Source organism: Streptomyces sp. NPDC059909, assembly GCF_042730885.1.
Lineage (GTDB): Bacteria > Actinomycetota > Actinomycetes > Streptomycetales > Streptomycetaceae > Streptomyces.
The window spans coordinates 59,797-77,001 of record NZ_JBHWKX010000029.1; the positions used below are offsets into that span (position 1 = coordinate 59,797).

Consider the following 17,205-nt stretch of genomic DNA (forward strand, 5'->3'; position numbering starts at 1 on the left):
GGGCGCCAGGGCGTCGATGTCCTGTCGGTGCCCCGCCGCATGAGCCGGCCGGCCTGAGTGGGATGCTGCCCGGCCCCGACCGCTGTTGATACATCCGCTCGTAACAGAGCGGTCGGATTCTCGTCGGAGGGCACGTCACGCCGCCCCGTCCGCCTCCAGCACCCGCTGCGCCACGGCGAACGCCGCGTTCGCGGCGGGCACACCGCAGTAGACGCCGGTCTGCAGTAGCACCGCGCCGATCTCCTCGGGGCTCAGCCCGTTGCGCCGCGCCGCCCGTACGTGCAGGGCGAGTTCGTCGAGGTGGCCGTGAGCCACCAGCGCGGTGAGGGTCACGAGGCTTCGCTCGCGTCGGCTGAGCGTGGGGTCCGTCCAGACCTCGCCCCACGCGTAGCGGGCGATGAAGTCCTGGAACCGGGCGGTGAGGTTCGTGGTGCCCGCCTGTGCCCGGTCGACATGGGCATCTCCCAGCACCTGTCTGCGCACCGCCATTCCCTTGCCGGGGCCGGGCGCCGAGAGGTGCTCGCGCAGCGCGCCCAGTACGGCCCCGGGCTGCTCGGTGACCGCGAGATGGGAGGCGTCCGCGAGCTCGGTGAGCGCCGCGCCCGGTACGGCGTCGGCGATCTCCCGGGCGTGCGCGGGCGGTGTGGCGGGGTCCTGCCGGCCGGCGACGACCAGCGTGGGGGCGGTGATCAACGGCAGCGCGTCGCGCAGATCGAGGACGGCCAGCGCATCGCAGCAGGCGGCGTACGCCTCCGGGTCGGCCCGGCGCAGATCCTCCACCAGCCCCGGATCGGCGAAGCCGGGAGTGAACCAGCGCGCGGGCGCGGTCTCGGCGACCGGGCCCGTGCCCGCCCTCCGTACCAGCGACGCCCGCTCCTGCCAGGGGCCGGGCGGGCCGAAATGGGCCGAGGAGCAGATGACGGCGAGCCGGTCGACCCGCTCGGGGTGGTGCGCGGCCAGCCACAGGCCGACCGCACCGCCGAGCGACACCCCGGCGTAGTGGAAGCGGTCGAGGCCCAGTGAGTCGGCCAAGGCGAGAACGAATGTGCCCAGGTGGGCGACGGTCGCGCCGGGGCCGATCAGTTCGGCGGGCGATCGGCCGTGCCCCGGCAGATCCCAGCGGACGGTGCGGAAGGCCGTGCTCAGCTCGGGCGCGATCGCGTCCCAGAGGGCGGTCGAGGTGCCCAGCGACGGGCCGAGGAGCAGGGCGGGCCCGGTGGCCGGGCCCTCGGAGCGGTGGTGCAGCGTAGCGGTCATGCTGTGCCTTCGTGGCTCAGAGCCGTGTGAGGGCGCGGTCGGTGAGTGTTCCCGCGGCGCCGGTGTAGTGGGTGGGGTCGGTGAGGGAGTCCAGGTCGAGATCCTTCAGGGCGGGTTCCACGGTCAGCACCTCAGCCAGGGTCGCGCCCTCCGTACGCGACGCTCGCGCCGCGTCCGTCAGCAGCTCCTTGGCGCGGGCGCGGCCCAGCCGGGCGGCGACGACGGCGGTCAGCCGCTCGGACACGATCAGCCCTTCGGTCAGGTCCAGATGCTTGCGCATCCGCGCGGGGTGCACCTGCAGGCCGGCGACCAGTTCCGCCGCGTCCCGGGCCGCGCCCCCGACGAGCCGGAGCAGGTCGCGCAGGGTCTCCCACTCCGCGTGCCAGGCTCCGGCGGGCCGCTCGTCCTCGGCGGCGACGCACCCGTACAGCACAGCGGCCAGCGCCGGTGCGCGGCGCGCGGCGGCGGCGATGAGCGTGGCCCGTACCGGATTCGCCTTGTGCGGCATGGCGGACGAGCCGCCGCCGCTTCCCTCGCTCAGCTCGCCGATCTCGGTACGGGAGAGCACGAGCACGTCGGCGGCGACCTTTCCGAGCGCCCCCGAGGTGAAGGCGAGCGCGCCGGCCAGGTCGGCCAGGGGAGTGCGGAGGGTGTGCCAGGGCAGCGAGGGTTCGGACAGCCCGAGTTCGCGGGCGTAGGTACCGACCAGGCGCACACCGGGTTCCGGATGCGCCACGCCGTCGGCCTCCGCGTAGGCGTGGAAGGCCGCCAAAGTCCCCGCGGCGCCGCCGAGTTGGGCCGGGAGCGACCCGCGTACGGCGGTGAGGCGATCGCGCGCGTCCAGCACCAGGCTCCGCCAGCCCGCGGCCTTCAGCCCGAAGGTCGTCGGGACGGCGTGCTGGGTGAGGGTGCGGCCCGGCATGGGCGTGTCCCGGTGCTCGGCGGCGAGGCGGGCCAGGGCGTGGGCCGTACGGTCCAGGTCGGCCAGGACCGGCCCCAGGGTCCGGGAGGCGACCAGCATCGCAGCGGTGTCGAGGATGTCCTGACTGGTGGCGCCGCGATGCACGTACGGCGCGTGCGCCTCGGCCACGGCCGCGGTCAGATCGGCGACCAGCGGAATGACCGGGTTGCCGCCGGAGCGCCCGCGCAATGCCAGATCGGATACGTCGAAGCGGTCGGCGACGGCGGTCTCGGTCACGGCCCGGGCCGCCTCGGCGGGAGCCAGGCCGAGGGAAGCCTGGGCGCGGGTGAGGGCTGCCTCGGCATCCAGCATGGCCCGCAGGAAGGCGGTATCGCCGGTGGCGGCCTCGGCAGGCGAGCCCGCCCGCCCAGGGGCGAGCAGGTCCGCGTCGCGGTCGCCGAGCGGTGACACGGCACGACCGTCGTCGTACGTCATGTGAACTCCAGGAACACGGTCTCCGCCTCGCCCTGCAGCCGAATGTCGAACCGATAGGTCTCCCGGGGTTCCGGGACAGCCAGCAGCGTCGCGCGCCGTGCGGGTGAGAGCGAGGCGAGGAGCGGATCGGCGGCCGGCCGCTCGCCCGGCTCCGGCAGATACACCCGGGTGAAGAGGTGGTGGGTGAGGCCGCGGGCGAAGACGCAGACGGAGAGGTACGGGGCGTTGCCACCGCGGGCGCCGGGGCGGAGGGTGCGGACCGCCCAGTGGCCGTCCGCGTCGGTCGGGACCCGGCCGAACCCGGTAAAACGGACGCTGTCGCGGCCGAGGAAGCCGCCGGTCACCGGGTCGCGGCGCAACGATCCGGCGGCACGCGGCAGTTCGCCGTCCGGGCCGGGACCCCAGAACTCCACGAGCGCGTCCGGGACCGGGGCGCCGTCGCCGTCCAGGACATGACCGTGGACGGTGATGGTGTCGGGGTGCCCGGCCGGTGCCGCGTCCCCGCCACCGGGGAAAGGCAGGGCGTAGCCGTAGAACGGGCCGACGGTGTGGGAGGGGGTGGGAAGCGCAGGGATGGTCGTCATGTCAGCGGCCTTCCTCGATCCAGGTGGCGGCGGGCCCGTCGAGGACGATGTCCCAGCGGTACCCCAGGGACCATTCCGGCTTCGACAGGTCGTGGTCGTAGCGGGCGACCAGCCGCTGCCGTGCGGCGCCGTCGGTGACGGACTGCAGGATGGGGTCGTACGCGAAGAGCGGGTCGCCCGGGAAGTACATCTGTGTGATCAGCCGCTGGGTGAACGCGGACCCGAAGAGCGAGAAGTGGATGTGCGCGGGCCGCCAGGCGTTGGCGTGGTTCCGCCACGGGTAGGCGCCGGGCTTGATCGTGGTGAAGGTATAGCCGCCGTCGTCGTCGGTCAACATCCGGCCCACACCGGTGAAGTTGGGGTCGAGCGGCGCCGGGTGCTGGTCGCGCTGGTGGGCGTAGCGCCCGGAGGCGTTGGCCTGCCAGATCTCGATCAGCTGGCCCCGCACGGGCCGGCCGTCGCGGTCGAGCAGCCGGCCGCTCACGGTGATGCGTTCGCCGAGCGGTTCACCCTGGTGCTGACGGGTGAGGTCGTTGTCGAGCTCGGTGACGTCGGTCTCTCCGAAGGCGGGCGAGGCCAGCTCGACGGCCTCCGGGTCCTGCCGTATGCCCAGGGAGACCAGCGGCTGCTTCGGGTGACGCAGCATGCTCGACCGGTACGGCGCGTAGTCCCGCGCCGGGTGGTGGGTGCGCGGGGCGCCTTCGGCGACGGACTTCTCGTACGCTTCCTGCCCTCGCGCGATCTCGCGGTCGATGTCGGCTTGTGAGGCTGTCATGAGTTCTGAACTTCCTTGTCCTAGCGCTCCAGTACGAGGGCGAGGCCCTGTCCGACCCCGATGCAGAGGGTCGCCACGCCGGTCCCGCCGCCCGCGGCGGCGAGCTGGTGGGCGACCGTTCCGGCCAGGCGGGCGCCGGAGGCGCCGAGCGGGTGGCCGAGGGCGATGGCGCCGCCGTGCGGGTTGAGGATCGCCGGGTCGAGCTCCGGCCACTCGGCCACGCAGCCGAGCACCTGGGCGGCGAACGCCTCGTTGAGTTCCAGGGTGGTGAGGCCGGCGAAGGTACGGCCGGCCTTGGCCAGGGCGCGGCGCACGGCCTCCACCGGGCCGAGGCCGAAGTAGTGCGGCTCGACCGCCGTGACCGCGGAGGCGGACACCCGGGCGAGCGGCTCGCGGCCCGTGGCCTTCAGACCCGCCTCGTCCACCAGCAGCAGGGCGGCGGCGCCGTCGTTGAGCGGTGACGCGTTGCCCGCGGTGACGGTGCCGTTCTCCGCGCGGAAGGACGGCTTGAGTCCGGCCATGGCGCTCGGCGACGCGTCCGCACGGACGCACTCGTCGCGATCGACGACGACGGGCTCGCCCTTGCGCCGCGGAATCGTCAGCGGAACGATCTCCGTGTCGAACAGCCCGTTCTTCTGCGCGGCGGCGGCCTTCTCGTGCGAGGCGAGCGCGAACGCGTCTTGCTGCTCACGCGTGATCGTGTGCTTCTCCGCGATGAGTTCGGCGCTCTCGCCCAGGGGGATCGTCCACCGCGGCTCCATCTTCGGGTTGACCATGCGCCAGCCCAGGGTGGTGGAGTAGAGCTCGGTGTGCCCGGCTGGGAAGGGCCGGTCGCTCTTGGGCAGGACGTAGGGTGCGCGGGTCATCGACTCGACGCCGCCGGCCAGGGCAATGGAGACGTCGCCGAGCGCGATGGCCCGCGCGGCTTGGATGACGGCTTCGAGGCCCGAGGCGCACAGCCGGTTGACGGTCGCGCCCGGCACCGAGGCGGGGAGCCCGGCGAGCAGCGCGGCCATGCGGCCCACGTTCCGATTCTCCTCGCCCGCCCCGTTCGCGTTGCCGAAGAACACGTCGCCGATCAGCGCCGGGTCCAACCGCGGTGTGCGGGTGAGGAGTTCACGGATGACGTGCGCGGCGAGGTCGTCCGGGCGGACGGACGCGAGCGCGCCGTTGTACTTGCCGATCGGGGTGCGGACGGCATCGACGATGTAGACGTCCTTCATCGGAGTTCCTCCGGGATGAGGATCTTCGCTGCGGTCTTCTCGGTGATGTCGTCGACCGTGACGTCCGGCGCCAGCTCGACGAGTGCGAAGCCGTCGTTGGTGACGTCGAGGACGCCGAGGTCGGTGATGATCCGGTCGACGCAGGCCCTGCCGGTCAGCGGAAGGCCGCAGTCCGCGACGAGCTTGGGCGAACCGTCCTTCGCGGTGTGGGTCATGGTGACGATGACGGTGCGGGCGCCGTGGACGAGGTCCATGGCTCCGCCGATCCCGGTGATCATCTTGCCGGGGACGGCCCAGTTGGCCAGGTCGCCGTTCTGCGACACCTGCATGGCGCCGAGGACGGCGACGTCGATGTGCCCGCCGCGGATCATGACGAAGGACATCGCGGAGTCGAAGTAGGAGGCCCCGGGCAGGACGGTGACGGTCTCCTTCCCCGCGTTGATCAGATCGGGGTCGATCCGATCCTCGGTGGGGTAGGGGCCGGTGCCCAGGATCCCGTTCTCGGACTCCAGGATCACCTCCACGCCCTCGGGCAGGTGGTTGGGGATGAGGGTGGGCAGTCCGATGCCGAGGTTCACGTACTGGCCGTCTTCCAGTTCACGGGCGGCGCGGGCAGCCATCTGTTCGCGGGTCCAGGGCATCAGACACTCACCGTTCCTCGTGCCGGAGGCGCGGAGACGGTGCGCCGTTCGATCTGCTTGTCGGCGGCCTGCTCCGGAGTGAGCGCGACGACCCGCTGGACGAAGATGCCCGGCAGGTGGACATGGCCCGGGTCGATCTCGCCGGGCTCCACCAGCTCCTCCACCTCGGCGATGGTGACCCTGCCGGCCATCGCCGCAAGGGGATTGAAGTTCCGGGCGGACTTGGCGAAGACGAGATTGCCGTGCCGGTCCCCCTTCGCGGCCCGTACGAGCGCGAAGTCGGTGCGTATTCCGTGCTCGAGTACGTATGCGCGTCCGTCGAACTCCCGCACCTCCTTGGGCGCCGAAGCCACGGCCACCCCGCCCTTGCCGTCGTACCGCCACGGCAGCCCGCCTTCGGCCACCTGGGTGCCGACCCCGGCCGGGGTGTAGAAGGCGGGGATGCCCGCGCCCCCGGCGCGCAGCCGCTCGGCGAGCGTGCCCTGCGGGATCAGCTCGACCTCCAGTTCACCGGCCAGGTACTGGCGCGCGAATTCCTTGTTGGCGCCGATGTACGAACCGGTGACGCGGGCGATCCGGCCCGCGGCGAGCAGGACGGCCAGACCGCGGTCCATCGCGCCGCAATTGTTCGACACGACACCGAGGCCGCTGGCTCCCCTCTCGTGCACCGCCTGAATCAGCGCGTTCGGCACGCCGCTGAGGCCGAAGCCGCCGACCGCCAGCGACGCGCCGTCGCGGACGTCGGCCACGGCCTCGGCGGCCGTGGCCACCACCTTGTCCATCCCGCTGCTCCCTCCCTATCCTCGAAATGCTCAGTGTACTGACTATCTCCTGACAGGACCGAAGCGTGGCATGATGAGGGGGCAGGGTCAAGACCCTCAGTACAGGGAATATCTGCGAGAGGAACGCACCGTGCCCGCGCTCGACCTCAGCACCCACCCCGGCCATCTCGCCCGGCGACTTCAGCAGGCGCACACGCTGCTGTGGACCACGATCGTTTCCGAAGAGGTCACCTCCCCGCAGTTCGCCGTGCTCAACACCCTGGTCGGCGAGGACGGGCTCGACCAGCGCACCGTGGGCGAACGGGTCGGTCTCGACCGGTCCACCATTGCCGAGGTGGTCCGCCGCCTGGTCGTCCGCGGCCTGGTCGACAAGGTCCGCGACACCAAGGACGGTCGCCGGTCCGTGCTGCGCATCACAGAGGAGGGCGAAAGGCTGCACCACAAGCTCTCCGGCCGGACCGCCCGCATGAACCAGATCTTCCTGGCGCCGCTGGACCCTGAGGAGCAGGCCACTTTCCTCGAATTGCTGCAGAGGGTCTCCGATGCGGCCGAGGAGCTGCGCAACCCAGCCGTACGGACACCAGGGAAGCCGGCATCATGACCGAGGGCGAGGCGCCGTCGCGGTCGCGTGGGCGGTAGCCGTTGCGGTGGTTGACCCGCTCGTCGCTGACCTGCCCGTATTCGGCGCCGCAGACGGCGTCGGCCTCCGCGGACATGAGTGCGTCGGCGAACGTCTTGACCATCGCGCGCAACAGGTCGGGACTCGCCGCGGCGAGGTTGTCTTCCGCGAGGACGTGCAGGGGCGGACTGTCAGGTGCGGTCATCGTGCTGATCTCCTTCAAAGACTTGGACGTCTTGAAGATCATCCGGTGGCCATTCGTCTATGCGGACCTCATCCCGACGCCGGAGCAAACCCCCGGATCCGGTCGAACCCGTACACCACTTCCAAGGACGCAAACCCAGATTCCGGTGGAGTAGGCCACGTGCGGCCCAGGGCCTGGGTGGTGTCTGATCCGTTGGCCTCCCACCAGTCGACATCGAGGCTGATCAGCTGTGCCATTGGCACAGCCAATGGCATGACAGTTGAGCCAGTAGGCCCAGGGGTGGTTATCTTTGTCCCATCCATGTACTTGCGGCGCCGCGTAGCGCCGGACGGCGACGAGGCCGGATCCGGACCGCGGTGCCTTCGTTGTGTCTGCTTGCTGTCTACGACCCCGGACGGCCGCGGGTGCGGCGCGTACCAATGCAAGGGGGGCGGCCGACCGCCGTGAAGAGGATGTTCGTGGCTCCGGACCCGGGGCGCCTGCGACTGCGGAACTCGACCCGTGCCGTCATCGGTGTCGCCGTAGCCGTCGCCGTATCCGAGCTGTGCGGGCTCTCGCTCACCGCGTCGATCACCGGGGGGCTCGCGGCACTGCTCGCCCTCTTCACTGTCACCGACGCGACCGTCCGTGACCAGCGGATCACCACCGCCCTGCTGCCCGCCGCGGGATTCCCGCTGCTGGCGCTCGCCACCACCTTGCACGACATCACCCTGGCCCGCGACGCCGCGTTCCTGGCCGTCGTCTTCTGCGGGGTCTACGCTCGCCGCTGGGGCCCGCGCGGCCACGCGCTCGGGATCTTCGCGTTCATGAACTTCTTCATCACGCAGTTCCTGCACGCCGTCCCCGCCCAGCTGCCCGAGCTGTACGCCGCCGTGGGCCTGGCCCTCCTCGCGGCCGGCGCCGTGCGCTTCGTGCTCTGGCCCATCGAGCGCCGTACCCCGCCCGCCGCAGCACCGCCGGTCCTGCCCGGCACCGGCCTGGCGCGGCCCACCACCCGGCAAGCCTTCCAGGCCACTGCTGCCTGCGCGCTCGCGCTTGCCGTCGGGCAAGTGCTCTCCGAAGACCGCTGGTACTGGGCCGTCGGCACCGCATGGTGGATTTTCGTCAACACGGCCTCCCGCGGCGAGACCCTGGTCCGCGGTTTCCGCCGTGTCCTCGGCACGTTGATCGGTATAGCCGTCGGTCTGCTGGTCGCCATCCCGCTGAACGGCGCGCCCGCGCCGACGGCCGGACTGGTCGCCATCTGTGTCTTCGGGATCTTCTACACCGCCGCCGTCTCGTATTCCTGGATGATGCTGGCGGTGACGGTCATGGCCGGCCTGCTCTACGGTCTGCTGGGCGTGCTGGACCCCAGCCTGCTCGTGCTCCGTCTCGCAGAGACAGGTGTGGGCGCGGTGTGCGCCGCGCTGGCCGTGGTTCTCGTGCTGCCGGTCACCACGCACGCCACGAACGATGCTTGGATTCAGCGGGCACTGCACTGCGTGCACGCCGCCACGGCCGAGGCGGCGGCTCGCCTCGCCGGTGATGCCGACGCCGACCCGGCCCCGCACGCCGCCGAGTTGGAGCTGCTGCTCGGCCGGGTACGGATGTCAGTCGCCCCGCTGGTGCACCCTTTGAGCCCGTTCCGTGCTCGGAAGGTGCGCGCCCGTCACGTCATCGAGCTGCTCGACGACTGCGCCCGCGAGGTGCGGGGTCTGGTCTCCGTTGCCGCCGATCCGACCGCGTCGCATGACGCCCGTCTGGCCGCTGCCTGCTGGCGGGTCGAGGCGGCCGTGGAGGCTCTCACCGTCGGCGAGATGCGGAGCAGCCAGGTGACGACCGCCACCCGCGAGACGCCCCATCAGTCGGAAACCGAGTCAGCCCTCGTCCATCTGCACGGCCTGGAGAAGGCCCTGTCGGAACTGGCGATGCCGCTTGGGACCGCACCGCGCTCTCCATTGGTCGGTTCCTGAACCGGGGGAAAGGGCTCCACTCGACTCAGGTGCGACGCTCTCTGACGGGCAGGCGCTCAAAGTCGCTCGTTGAGGATCTTGGCTGCTCTCGTGATGGAGCCCGGCAGGAGGGCCGGCGGCGACGCGTCGACTGGCCGGGGACACGGACGCCGACCCGGCGCCGCTCGCCGCCGAGCTCGAACTGCTCCTCGGACGCGTCGCCGGCGCCGCTCGTCCACCCGCTCAGCCCGTTCCGCGCGCGCAAGGCCCGTGCCCGTCAGGTCCTCGCCCTGCTGGACGAGTGCGCGCGCGAGGTGCGTGGTCTGGCGGCCGACCCCGACGCCTCGCACGACGCCCGGTCGGCCGCCGCCTGCTGGCGGGTCGAGGCGGCCGTGCACGCCCTGGAGTCGCCGGACGGCGCGACCGCGGGGGCCGTGGCCGGCGACAGGGCCGTCCTGCGGGGCGGTGCCACCGGCCGGGTCGTCATACCCGCGCAGCGGCAGCACTCCGGCGCGGACGCCGCCCTCACGCATCTGCACGGGCTGGAGCGGGCGCTGGCGGAGCTCGCCGCGCCCCTCGGTACGTCTCCGCGCGCTCCGCTCGTCTCCGTCTGACCGCTCCTGGCCGGGGCAACCGCCACGTCGTAGGCCCGGGCAACGGCCGTGCCGCGCCCGGTCCCACGGGCAGGCATGTGCGTGCGGCACGTACAGGGTGGATCAGGCCGCATATGGGGTAGTGGTGGGCAATCACGTCCCGACCCCATCGCCACCGAGGGTGCGCACATGCGGAAGACCCGTCGAAGAGCCGCCGCCCGCAGGAGCCGGTACGCGCAACTGCGGCACGAAGCCGAGGAGTTCCTGCGTCTCCACCACCGTGAGGAGCCGGCGCCGGGCGGTCCCGCCGCCCTGGCCGCCCGTATCGCCGCCGTCAACGCCGAGATCGACGCGACCGGAACGTACCGGCACACGGCCGCCGAACTCGCCCACGGAGCACGCGTCGCCTGGCGCAACAGCAACCGCTGCATAGGCCGGCTCTACTGGCGTTCGTTACGCGTCAGGGACCGCCGGGACGTCCGCGACGCCGACACCATGGCCGTCGAGGCCGTCGCCCATCTGCGGGAGGCGACCAACGGCGGCCGGATACGACCCGTGATCACGATCTTCGCCCCCGACGCCCCCGGCCGCCCCGGCCCGCGCATCTGGAACGAGCAGCTGCTGCGGTACGCGGGTTACGCCGACCGGTACGGCGGCGGCGTCACCGGTGACCCGCGCAACGTGGGCATCACCGCCTACGCCCAGCGGCTCGGCTGGCCCGGCGGCCCGGGCACCCCGTTCGACGTACTGCCCCTGGTCGTCCAGGGCAGCGACGACAAGCCCCGGTGGTTCGCACTGCCGGACGACGCCGTGCTCGAAGTCCCACTGCGCCACCCCGACGACGACTGGGCCGCGGCCCTCGGGTTGCGCTGGCACGCGGTACCGGCCATCGCCAACATGTGTCTGGAGATCGGCGGAGTCTGCTATCCGGCGGCGCCCTTCAACGGCTGGTACATGGGCACCGAGATCGGCGCCCGCAACCTCGGCGACACCGACCGCTACGACCTGCTGCCGGTCGTCGCCGAACGGCTCGGCCTGGACACCTCGACCGACCGCACCCTCTGGAAGGACCGCGCGCTCGTCGAACTCAACCGGGCCGTCCTGCATTCCTTCGACCGCGCCGGGGTGACCCTCGCCGACCACCACACCGAGGCCCGCCGGTTCCTCGCCCACCTCGACCGCGAGCGCGAGAAGGGACGCAGGGTGGGCGCCGACTGGTCCTGGATCGTGCCGCCCATCTCCGGCTCCGCCACACCCGTCTTCCACCGTACGTACGACCCGACACAGTCGAAGCCCGCCTTCGTGCACTACCGGGAGGCGCTGGCGAGGGCCCGCGGGGAGGAGGCCGGGTCGGTCGAGGAATCCGGGTTGGTCTAGACCGCGCCTGCTACCGTCGCCCCGAGCTAGGACATGCCGGCGGTGAAAAGGGGAAGCGCAATGGGCGACAGGAGCGGCGGACGGGCCTTCATCGGGTCCTTCACCTCGGCGGGCGGCCGGGGGATCATCACGGCCGCCGTGGACGGCGACACCGGGGCCCTCACCGAGACCGCCGCGACGGACGCCGTCGCCGACCCGTCGTATCTCGCCCTGGGCGTCGCGGAGAGGGGGCCGGTCCTCTACGCCGTGTCCGAGACGGACGAGGGAGCCGTCGCGGCCTTCGACATCGGCGAGGAGTCGGCCGCGCCCCGGCTCATCGGGGCGCCGGTGCCGGTGGGCGGGGCCGGACCCACGCACCTCGCCCTGGCGTCCGGCCATCTGTTCACCGCCAACTACACCTCGGGCAGCGTCAGCGCCCTTCCCGTCGGCCCCGGCGGGCAGCCGGTCGCAGCGGCCGTCGTGCTGCGGCACGAGGGCACGGGCCCGCATCCGGAACGGCAGCGTGCCCCGCACGCCCACCACGTGGGCCCCGACCCCACCGGACGCTGGATCGTCAGCGTCGACCTCGGCTCGGACCGCGTACGCGTCCATGGACTCGACCCGGCCACCGGGGCCGTGGGCCTGCGCGGCGAAACCGTGTTGCGGCCGGGTACGGGCCCGCGCCGGCTCGGGTTCCACCCGTCGGGCCGGTACGCCTACGTCGTCAACGAGCTGGAGCCGACCCTCACCGTCTGCCGCTGGGACGCGGGCGAAGGCGTGCTCGAACCGCTCGGCGAGGTCAGGATCCTGCCGGAGGGCTTCGAAGGCCGCAGCTACGCCTCCGAGGTGGCCGTGGCCCCCGACGGCGGCTTCCTGTGGGTGGCCAACCGGGGCCACGACTCGATCGCCGTCCTCCGGCTCGATGCCGCCGGGGAGAAGCCCGTCCTGGTCACCACCGTGCCGTGCGGCGGTCAGTGGCCGCGCGGTCTCGCACTCGGCCCCACGGGGACCCGGCTGTACGCCGCCAACGAGCGCTCCGGCGACGTCACCTGGTTCGACATCGACGCCGGCACCGGCGTGCCGCGCAGGGCGGGGTCGCTCGCGGCCCCGGCGGCATCCTGCGTCGTCTTCTCCTGAGCGTAAGCCGGCGCACTTGCCGGCGGCGTTCCCTCGGCGGGCTCCCGTAGCCAGGCTCTGCCGGCAGGTCGTACGGGCCGCACGTACGCCGTGCGACACGCACGAAGGGGCCCGTGCCTTCTCGGCGCGGGCCCCTTTCGTCCGTGCGGACGCGACGCCGCGGGGGGACACCCCGGGCGCGCCGGGTCAGTGGGCCTGAGCCCCCTGCGGCTGCATCGGGATCCCCAGCGCGGTCGTGTACTTGGACAGCACCAGCTTGCCGATCGCCGGGTACGCGCCCAGCGGCTCGGCGGCGGCGCAGCCCGCCTCCTCGGCGGCGGCGGCCAGCAGGCCCTCCGGCAGCTCGGGGCCGACCAGGTACGGGGCGAGCGCGAGCTGGCCCGAGCCGGAGGCGCGCAGCTCCTCGGCGGTGGCGGCGATCGCGCCCTGCTGGTCCAGCGCCGCGGCCATCACCGGCACGGCGAGCCGGGCGGCCAGCAGCATGCCCGTGATGCCGGCGGCCTGGACGGCCTCGTCGCCGCCGACCGTGGCGAGCACGATGCCGTCGGCTGCCGTCGCGACCGTGAACAGCCGGGCGCGGTCGGCGCGGGCCAGACCGGCCTCCGACAGCCGTACGTGCAGCGCCTCGGCGAGCAGCGGGTGCGGGCCGAGCACATCGGTCAGCTCGGCCGTTCCGTGGCTCTCCATGACCGCCTGACGGATCCGGCGGGTCAGCGAGCTGTCCGGGCCCGCGAGCAGCGGGACCACGACGGAGGCCGGGCCCTCGGGGTCGGCGACCTCGCGGCCGGCGGCCTTGGCCAGCTCGTACCGCTCGACGCGCACCGCGGCCGAATGCGCGAGCACGCTCCCCAGCGTGGGGTACTCGGCGTCGTCACCGTCGAGGTAGCCGATCACGGCGTCGAGGCCGGGCAGCTCGGAACGGGCGATGCTGACGACTTCCTCGGCGATGCCACGTATCGCGGACGTGGGAGCGCCGGGCACAGCGAGAACGAGCGCGGGCGCGCCCTCGGGAGCCGCCACGGGCTCCGGGCGGCGGTGCCGCCCGGACTGGCGGGGTCGCGGCATTCGTACAGGCAGGCCGGATGCAGGCCCAGTGGGGGAGCTCATGGCGCCGCATGCTACTGGTTTTGTCGTCGTGGCTGTTCGGGGAGGGGGCACTCGAGTGCTGTCTGTCCCTGTTTATCCGATGAGTTCGTTAACGGCTACGTGTCCCGGTCTGACCCGTCGGGCGCTGTCGTCACACGGAGCATGCGGGGATCCCGCGGCAGCGTCAGCGAACCGGTCGCGAGAGCGGCGGCGATGGTCAGCGAACCACTGAGCGGATCGCCCGCCGCGGAGACCGGCCGGGCGTGCGGCAGTTGTGCCGACAGTGCCTTCCGCAACGGTACGAGAAGGGGGTCGCCCATCTTCAACAGGCCCCCGGTCAGGGCGACTTCGCACGGCCCGGCGGAGGGTGGCGGACAGACCGCGACCGCGGCCGCGGCGATGTCGTCCGCGGCCTCGGCGAGGATGCGCGCGGCGACCGGATCGTCCGTCGCGCAGCGGGCGACCTCGGGTGCGAAGGAGGCCAGCAACGCGGGCCGGTCGGTGCGCGGGTAGAGCAGCCCCGGCAGCTCGTCCGCCGGGCCGAACACCGCCTCCAGCCTCGCCAGCAGCGCGGCCGAACCGCCCCTGCGGCCGTCGTACGCGCGCATGGCCGCCTCCAGGCCCGCGCGTCCGATCCAGGCGCCGCCGCCGCAGTCCCCGAGCAGATGGCCCCAGCCGTCCGCCCGGCGCCAGTCGGTGAGGTCCGTCCCGATGGCGATCATGCCGGTTCCGGCCGCGACGACCGCCCCCGGCCGCTGCCCGATCGCCCCGGCGTACGCCGTCACGGCATCGGCGGCGAGCGCCACCCTGCGTACGCCCAGCGCCGCTTCCAGGGCCTCCGGCAGCACGGCGCGCAGCTCGTCGCCGAGCGTCGCAATTCCCGCGGCGCCGATGGCGACGGCGACAGGACCGGGGGAGCCGGCGGCGCCGCCACCTGCACCCGGCGCAGGGGCCGCACCGGCCGCACTGCCCGCCCCCATGGCGCCCGCACGCTCCAGCAGCGCCCGCGCCATCGGCAGCAACTGCTCCAGCAGATGGGTGGCGTCGATGCCCGCGGGACCGGTGCGGACCGGCTCCCGGGACGCGGTGGTCACGGTGCGCGACGGGTCGGCGGCCGGGGCGACGGCGACCCGCAGGCCGGAACCCCCGGAATCGACCCCGAGCACCCATCCGCCCCCAGCGCCGCCGGCGGTCATGACAGCCGCCTGGCCGTCGGCCCGACCGACATCGGTGAACGCCTGCGCGACCTCATGGACCGACTCCGGGAGAGAAGAAGGGGGAGTGACAACGGCAGGCAGCCTAGCGCCGAGCAGCGCATGGCCGGGCCGAACGGCCGGCCGGGTCCGGTGCGCACTCCGTACGCCGGTAGGGTGACGTGCCGTGGCAGCACGACCGTTGAATGAACTTGTTGAGCCCGGTTGGGCGGACGCGCTGCGTCCTGTGGCCGGACGGATCGCCGCGATGGGCGACTTCCTGCGCGCGGAGATCGCAGCCGGCCGCACCTATCTGCCGGCTGGGGCGAACGTCCTGCGGGCCTTCCAGCAGCCCTTCGACGAGGTGCGGGTCCTGATCGTGGGTCAGGATCCGTACCCGACTCCAGGAATGGCCATCGGGCACAGCTTCGCGGTCGCGCCCGACGTCCGCTCCCTGCCCGGCAGCCTGGAGAACATCTTCCGGGAGCTGCAGACGGACCTCGGGCTGTCCCGGCCGTCCAACGGTGATCTGACGCCCTGGACCCGCCAGGGGGTGCTGCTGCTCAACAGGGCGCTGACCACGGCACCGCGCAAGCCCGGGGCCCATCGCGGCAAGGGCTGGGAAGAGGTGACCGAGCAGGCCATCCGCGCTCTGGTCGCGCGCGGCAAGCCGCTGGTGTCCGTGCTGTGGGGGCGGGACGCACGGAACCTTCGTCCGCTGCTCGGTGACCTGCCGGCGATCGAATCCGCACACCCCTCCCCGATGTCGGCGGACCGCGGCTTCTTCGGTTCACGGCCCTTCAGCCGCGCCAATGACCTTCTGGTCCGGCAAGGGGCCCAGCCGGTGGACTGGCAGCTGCCATAAGGGATTCCGCCCATGCGGCAGCCCGCACCGCCGACGAGAGCGGCCGCGGGCGGCTGGTCGTGGCCCAGTGCCGGGAGCGCCGGGGCGCCGTCCCTCACGGGCGGCGCCCCGGGGAACACCTCGGCCGGGCACCGGCCCTCGGCCCGTGGGAGATCGAGGGCAGGTCAGGCGACGCGCTGCGCAGCCGGCGATCCCCGGTCGGCGAACCCGGGGACGCTCACAGCATGGAGCGGTTCGCGTGCGGCGTCACCCCGCCGGCCCGCGAACACCCGTCTCACGTCTCAACCGACCCTGGCCGCCCGGACGCACAGCACGTCCGGCAGATGAGAGGCGAGCTGCTGCCAGCTGTCTCCGTCGTCGGCGCTCGCGTACACCTCTCCGTTCCGGTTGCCGAAGTACACCCCCGCAGGGTCGGCGTCGTCCGTGCACATCGCGTCGCGCAGCACCGTCCCGTAGTGGTCGCCCTCGGGGAGCCCCGCCGACAGCGGCTCCCAGGAGCCACCCGCGTCGCTCGTACGGTAGACGCGGCAGCGGCGGCCGGCCGGGACGCGGTCCGCGTCGGCGTTGATGGGGAAGACGTAGGCCACGTCCGCCCGGTGCGGATGCGCGGTGACGGCGAAGCCGAAGTCGGACGGCAGGCCCGCGCCGATGTCGGTCCACTTGGCGCCCGCGTCGTCGCTCCTGTACACCCCCCAGTGGTTCTGGAGGTACAACCGGTCGAGATCGCCCGCGTCCTGCGCGATCTTGTGGACGCACTGGCCGAACTCGGGTTGCGGATCGGGCAGGAAGACCGCCGAGACCCCCTGGTTCGAGGGATTCCACGTGGCGCCGCCGTCTCGGGTACGGAACACTCCGGCCGCCGAGACGGCGACCGTGACGGCGTCCGGGTCGCGCGGGTCGGTGACCACCGTGTGGACGGCCTCACCGCCGCCGCCCGGCTCCCACTTGGAGCGCGTCGGGTGCTCCCACAGCGGCCGCACCAGCTCGAACGTCTCGCCGCCGTCCTCGGAGCGGAACAACGCCGCCGGCTCCGTCCCCGCGTAGACGACGTCCGGGGCCGCGGGGCCCGCCGGGTGCAGCTGCCAGACGCGCTCCAGGGAGGCTCCGGTGTCCTGCGGGAACCTGACCGCGGGCTTCGACGGCTCGGTCCACGTCGCGCCCAGGTCGTCGGAGTGGAACACGGAAGGACCCCAGTGCGAGCTGTCGCCGCCGACGAGCAGCCGGGGGACCGGGCGGCGCGTGTCGATCCCGATCGAGTACACCGCCTGCGCGTTGAAGTGCGGGCCGTCGAAGTCCCATCGTCCGCCGCGCCTGCGGCCGATGAAGAGCCCCTTACGAGTGCCTACAGCGAGCAGTACGTCGGTCATCGCCGACACCTCCAGGACGCCTTTGTCACGAATACGGGCCAGTCTGCACCCGACCACTGACAGTGGCCCTTGGAACGCGCCTTCCCGCAGGTCGGCGCGGCCGGGGCGGGCGCCGCGACCAGCGCGCGCCCCAGCCGCGCGCCAGCCCCCCTCCCTCCCTCAGGGCCCATACACCCCTACCCAGTACGCCCCTCC

General features: G+C 72.9%; 15 protein-coding genes and 2 pseudogenes. 6 read left to right on the forward strand and 11 right to left on the reverse strand.

Annotation, left to right across the window (positions count from 1 at the left end):
- Positions 1 to 135: 135 nt before the first annotated feature.
- From pcaD to ACFV9O_RS20745, 7 genes are read right to left on the reverse strand one after another with little or no spacing between them, the layout of a single operon-like run.
- On the reverse strand, positions 136 to 1,257 hold the full coding sequence (gene pcaD, locus ACFV9O_RS20715; RefSeq protein ID WP_385419937.1) for a 3-oxoadipate enol-lactonase: 1,122 nt from the start codon (positions 1,255 to 1,257) through the stop codon (positions 136 to 138).
- 16 nt (positions 1,258 to 1,273) lie between these two features.
- Positions 1,274 to 2,653, reverse strand: a complete 1,380-nt coding sequence (gene pcaB, locus ACFV9O_RS20720; RefSeq protein WP_385419939.1) for a 3-carboxy-cis,cis-muconate cycloisomerase — start codon at positions 2,651 to 2,653, stop codon at positions 1,274 to 1,276.
- Positions 2,650 to 3,237, reverse strand: coding sequence for a protocatechuate 3,4-dioxygenase subunit alpha (gene pcaG / locus ACFV9O_RS20725; RefSeq protein WP_385419941.1), 588 nt, complete (start codon positions 3,235 to 3,237; stop codon positions 2,650 to 2,652). The genes pcaB and pcaG overlap by 4 nt, the downstream gene beginning before the upstream one ends.
- Before the next feature lies 1 nt (position 3,238).
- On the reverse strand, positions 3,239 to 4,012 hold the full coding sequence (pcaH, locus tag ACFV9O_RS20730; protein WP_385419943.1) for a protocatechuate 3,4-dioxygenase subunit beta: 774 nt from the start codon (positions 4,010 to 4,012) through the stop codon (positions 3,239 to 3,241).
- A gap of 20 nt (positions 4,013 to 4,032) precedes the next feature.
- A complete protein-coding gene (locus ACFV9O_RS20735) occupies positions 4,033 to 5,235 on the reverse strand; it encodes a thiolase family protein (RefSeq protein WP_385419944.1) in 1,203 nt (400 codons plus the stop codon).
- The gene (locus ACFV9O_RS20740; protein WP_385419946.1) at positions 5,232 to 5,876 is read right to left on the reverse strand and encodes a CoA transferase subunit B; all 645 of its coding nucleotides are present in this window, start codon (positions 5,874 to 5,876) and stop codon (positions 5,232 to 5,234) included. Before ACFV9O_RS20740 ends, ACFV9O_RS20735 begins: the two co-directional genes overlap by 4 nt.
- Positions 5,876 to 6,658 (reverse strand): CoA transferase subunit A, encoded by a 783-nt coding sequence (locus tag ACFV9O_RS20745; RefSeq protein ID WP_385419948.1) that lies wholly within the window; start codon positions 6,656 to 6,658, stop codon positions 5,876 to 5,878. Before ACFV9O_RS20745 ends, ACFV9O_RS20740 begins: the two co-directional genes overlap by 1 nt.
- Before the next feature lie 130 nt (positions 6,659 to 6,788).
- On the opposite strand from ACFV9O_RS20745, the gene ACFV9O_RS20750 reads away from it, so the two are divergent.
- On the forward strand, positions 6,789 to 7,259 hold the full coding sequence (locus tag ACFV9O_RS20750) for a MarR family winged helix-turn-helix transcriptional regulator (RefSeq protein WP_385419950.1): 471 nt from the start codon (positions 6,789 to 6,791) through the stop codon (positions 7,257 to 7,259).
- A gap of 16 nt (positions 7,260 to 7,275) precedes the next feature.
- Here the strand turns inward: ACFV9O_RS20750 and ACFV9O_RS20755 are convergent.
- Positions 7,276 to 7,482: pseudogene (locus ACFV9O_RS20755) on the reverse strand (transposase); the annotation flags it as partial.
- 452 nt (positions 7,483 to 7,934) lie between these two features.
- On the opposite strand from ACFV9O_RS20755, the gene ACFV9O_RS20760 reads away from it, so the two are divergent.
- From ACFV9O_RS20760 to ACFV9O_RS20775, 4 genes and pseudogenes are all read left to right on the forward strand, one after another.
- Positions 7,935 to 9,434, forward strand: a complete 1,500-nt coding sequence (locus ACFV9O_RS20760) for an FUSC family protein (protein ID WP_385420008.1) — start codon at positions 7,935 to 7,937, stop codon at positions 9,432 to 9,434.
- A gap of 118 nt (positions 9,435 to 9,552) precedes the next feature.
- Positions 9,553 to 10,027, forward strand: a pseudogene (locus tag ACFV9O_RS20765) (FUSC family protein); the annotation flags it as partial.
- Between the two features lie 168 nt (positions 10,028 to 10,195).
- A complete protein-coding gene (locus tag ACFV9O_RS20770; RefSeq protein ID WP_385419951.1) occupies positions 10,196 to 11,383 on the forward strand; it encodes a nitric oxide synthase oxygenase in 1,188 nt (395 codons plus the stop codon).
- A 60-nt stretch (positions 11,384 to 11,443) separates the two neighbouring features.
- Complete coding sequence (locus ACFV9O_RS20775) at positions 11,444 to 12,499, forward strand: lactonase family protein (RefSeq protein WP_385419953.1); 1,056 nt, start codon at positions 11,444 to 11,446, stop codon at positions 12,497 to 12,499.
- A gap of 186 nt (positions 12,500 to 12,685) precedes the next feature.
- On the opposite strand, the gene ACFV9O_RS20780 is transcribed toward ACFV9O_RS20775, so the two are convergent.
- Complete coding sequence (locus tag ACFV9O_RS20780; RefSeq protein ID WP_385419955.1) at positions 12,686 to 13,606, reverse strand: sirohydrochlorin chelatase; 921 nt, start codon at positions 13,604 to 13,606, stop codon at positions 12,686 to 12,688.
- Positions 13,607 to 13,701: 95 nt separating this feature from the next.
- The gene (locus tag ACFV9O_RS20785; RefSeq protein ID WP_385419957.1) at positions 13,702 to 14,781 is read right to left on the reverse strand and encodes an N-acetylglucosamine kinase; all 1,080 of its coding nucleotides are present in this window, start codon (positions 14,779 to 14,781) and stop codon (positions 13,702 to 13,704) included.
- Between the two features lie 184 nt (positions 14,782 to 14,965).
- Here ACFV9O_RS20785 and ACFV9O_RS20790 point away from each other — a divergent pair, with 184 nt between their 5' ends.
- Positions 14,966 to 15,643 (forward strand): uracil-DNA glycosylase, encoded by a 678-nt coding sequence (locus ACFV9O_RS20790; RefSeq protein WP_385419959.1) that lies wholly within the window; start codon positions 14,966 to 14,968, stop codon positions 15,641 to 15,643.
- 281 nt (positions 15,644 to 15,924) lie between these two features.
- Here the strand turns inward: ACFV9O_RS20790 and ACFV9O_RS20795 are convergent, their stop codons facing one another.
- On the reverse strand, positions 15,925 to 17,010 hold the full coding sequence (locus ACFV9O_RS20795) for a WD40/YVTN/BNR-like repeat-containing protein (protein ID WP_385419961.1): 1,086 nt from the start codon (positions 17,008 to 17,010) through the stop codon (positions 15,925 to 15,927).
- Positions 17,011 to 17,205 lie beyond the last annotated feature (195 nt).

Coding starts and splice junctions, on each gene's coding strand:
- ACFV9O_RS20770 (WP_385419951.1), top strand. CDS start 10,196: ATGCGGAAGACCCGTCGAAGAGCCGCCGCCCGCAGGAGCCGGTACGCG.
- pcaG (WP_385419941.1), bottom strand. CDS start 3,237: ATGACGACCATCCCTGCGCTTCCCACCCCCTCCCACACCGTCGGCCCG.
- ACFV9O_RS20785 (WP_385419957.1), bottom strand. CDS start 14,781: ATGACCGCCGGCGGCGCTGGGGGCGGATGGGTGCTCGGGGTCGATTCC.
- pcaB (WP_385419939.1), bottom strand. CDS start 2,653: ATGACGTACGACGACGGTCGTGCCGTGTCACCGCTCGGCGACCGCGAC.
- ACFV9O_RS20775 (WP_385419953.1), top strand. CDS start 11,444: ATGGGCGACAGGAGCGGCGGACGGGCCTTCATCGGGTCCTTCACCTCG.
- pcaH (WP_385419943.1), bottom strand. CDS start 4,012: ATGACAGCCTCACAAGCCGACATCGACCGCGAGATCGCGCGAGGGCAG.
- ACFV9O_RS20760 (WP_385420008.1), top strand. CDS start 7,935: ATGTTCGTGGCTCCGGACCCGGGGCGCCTGCGACTGCGGAACTCGACC.
- ACFV9O_RS20740 (WP_385419946.1), bottom strand. CDS start 5,876: ATGCCCTGGACCCGCGAACAGATGGCTGCCCGCGCCGCCCGTGAACTG.
- ACFV9O_RS20745 (WP_385419948.1), bottom strand. CDS start 6,658: ATGGACAAGGTGGTGGCCACGGCCGCCGAGGCCGTGGCCGACGTCCGC.
- ACFV9O_RS20795 (WP_385419961.1), bottom strand. CDS start 17,010: ATGACCGACGTACTGCTCGCTGTAGGCACTCGTAAGGGGCTCTTCATC.
- ACFV9O_RS20735 (WP_385419944.1), bottom strand. CDS start 5,235: ATGAAGGACGTCTACATCGTCGATGCCGTCCGCACCCCGATCGGCAAG.
- ACFV9O_RS20780 (WP_385419955.1), bottom strand. CDS start 13,606: ATGAGCTCCCCCACTGGGCCTGCATCCGGCCTGCCTGTACGAATGCCG.
- pcaD (WP_385419937.1), bottom strand. CDS start 1,257: ATGACCGCTACGCTGCACCACCGCTCCGAGGGCCCGGCCACCGGGCCC.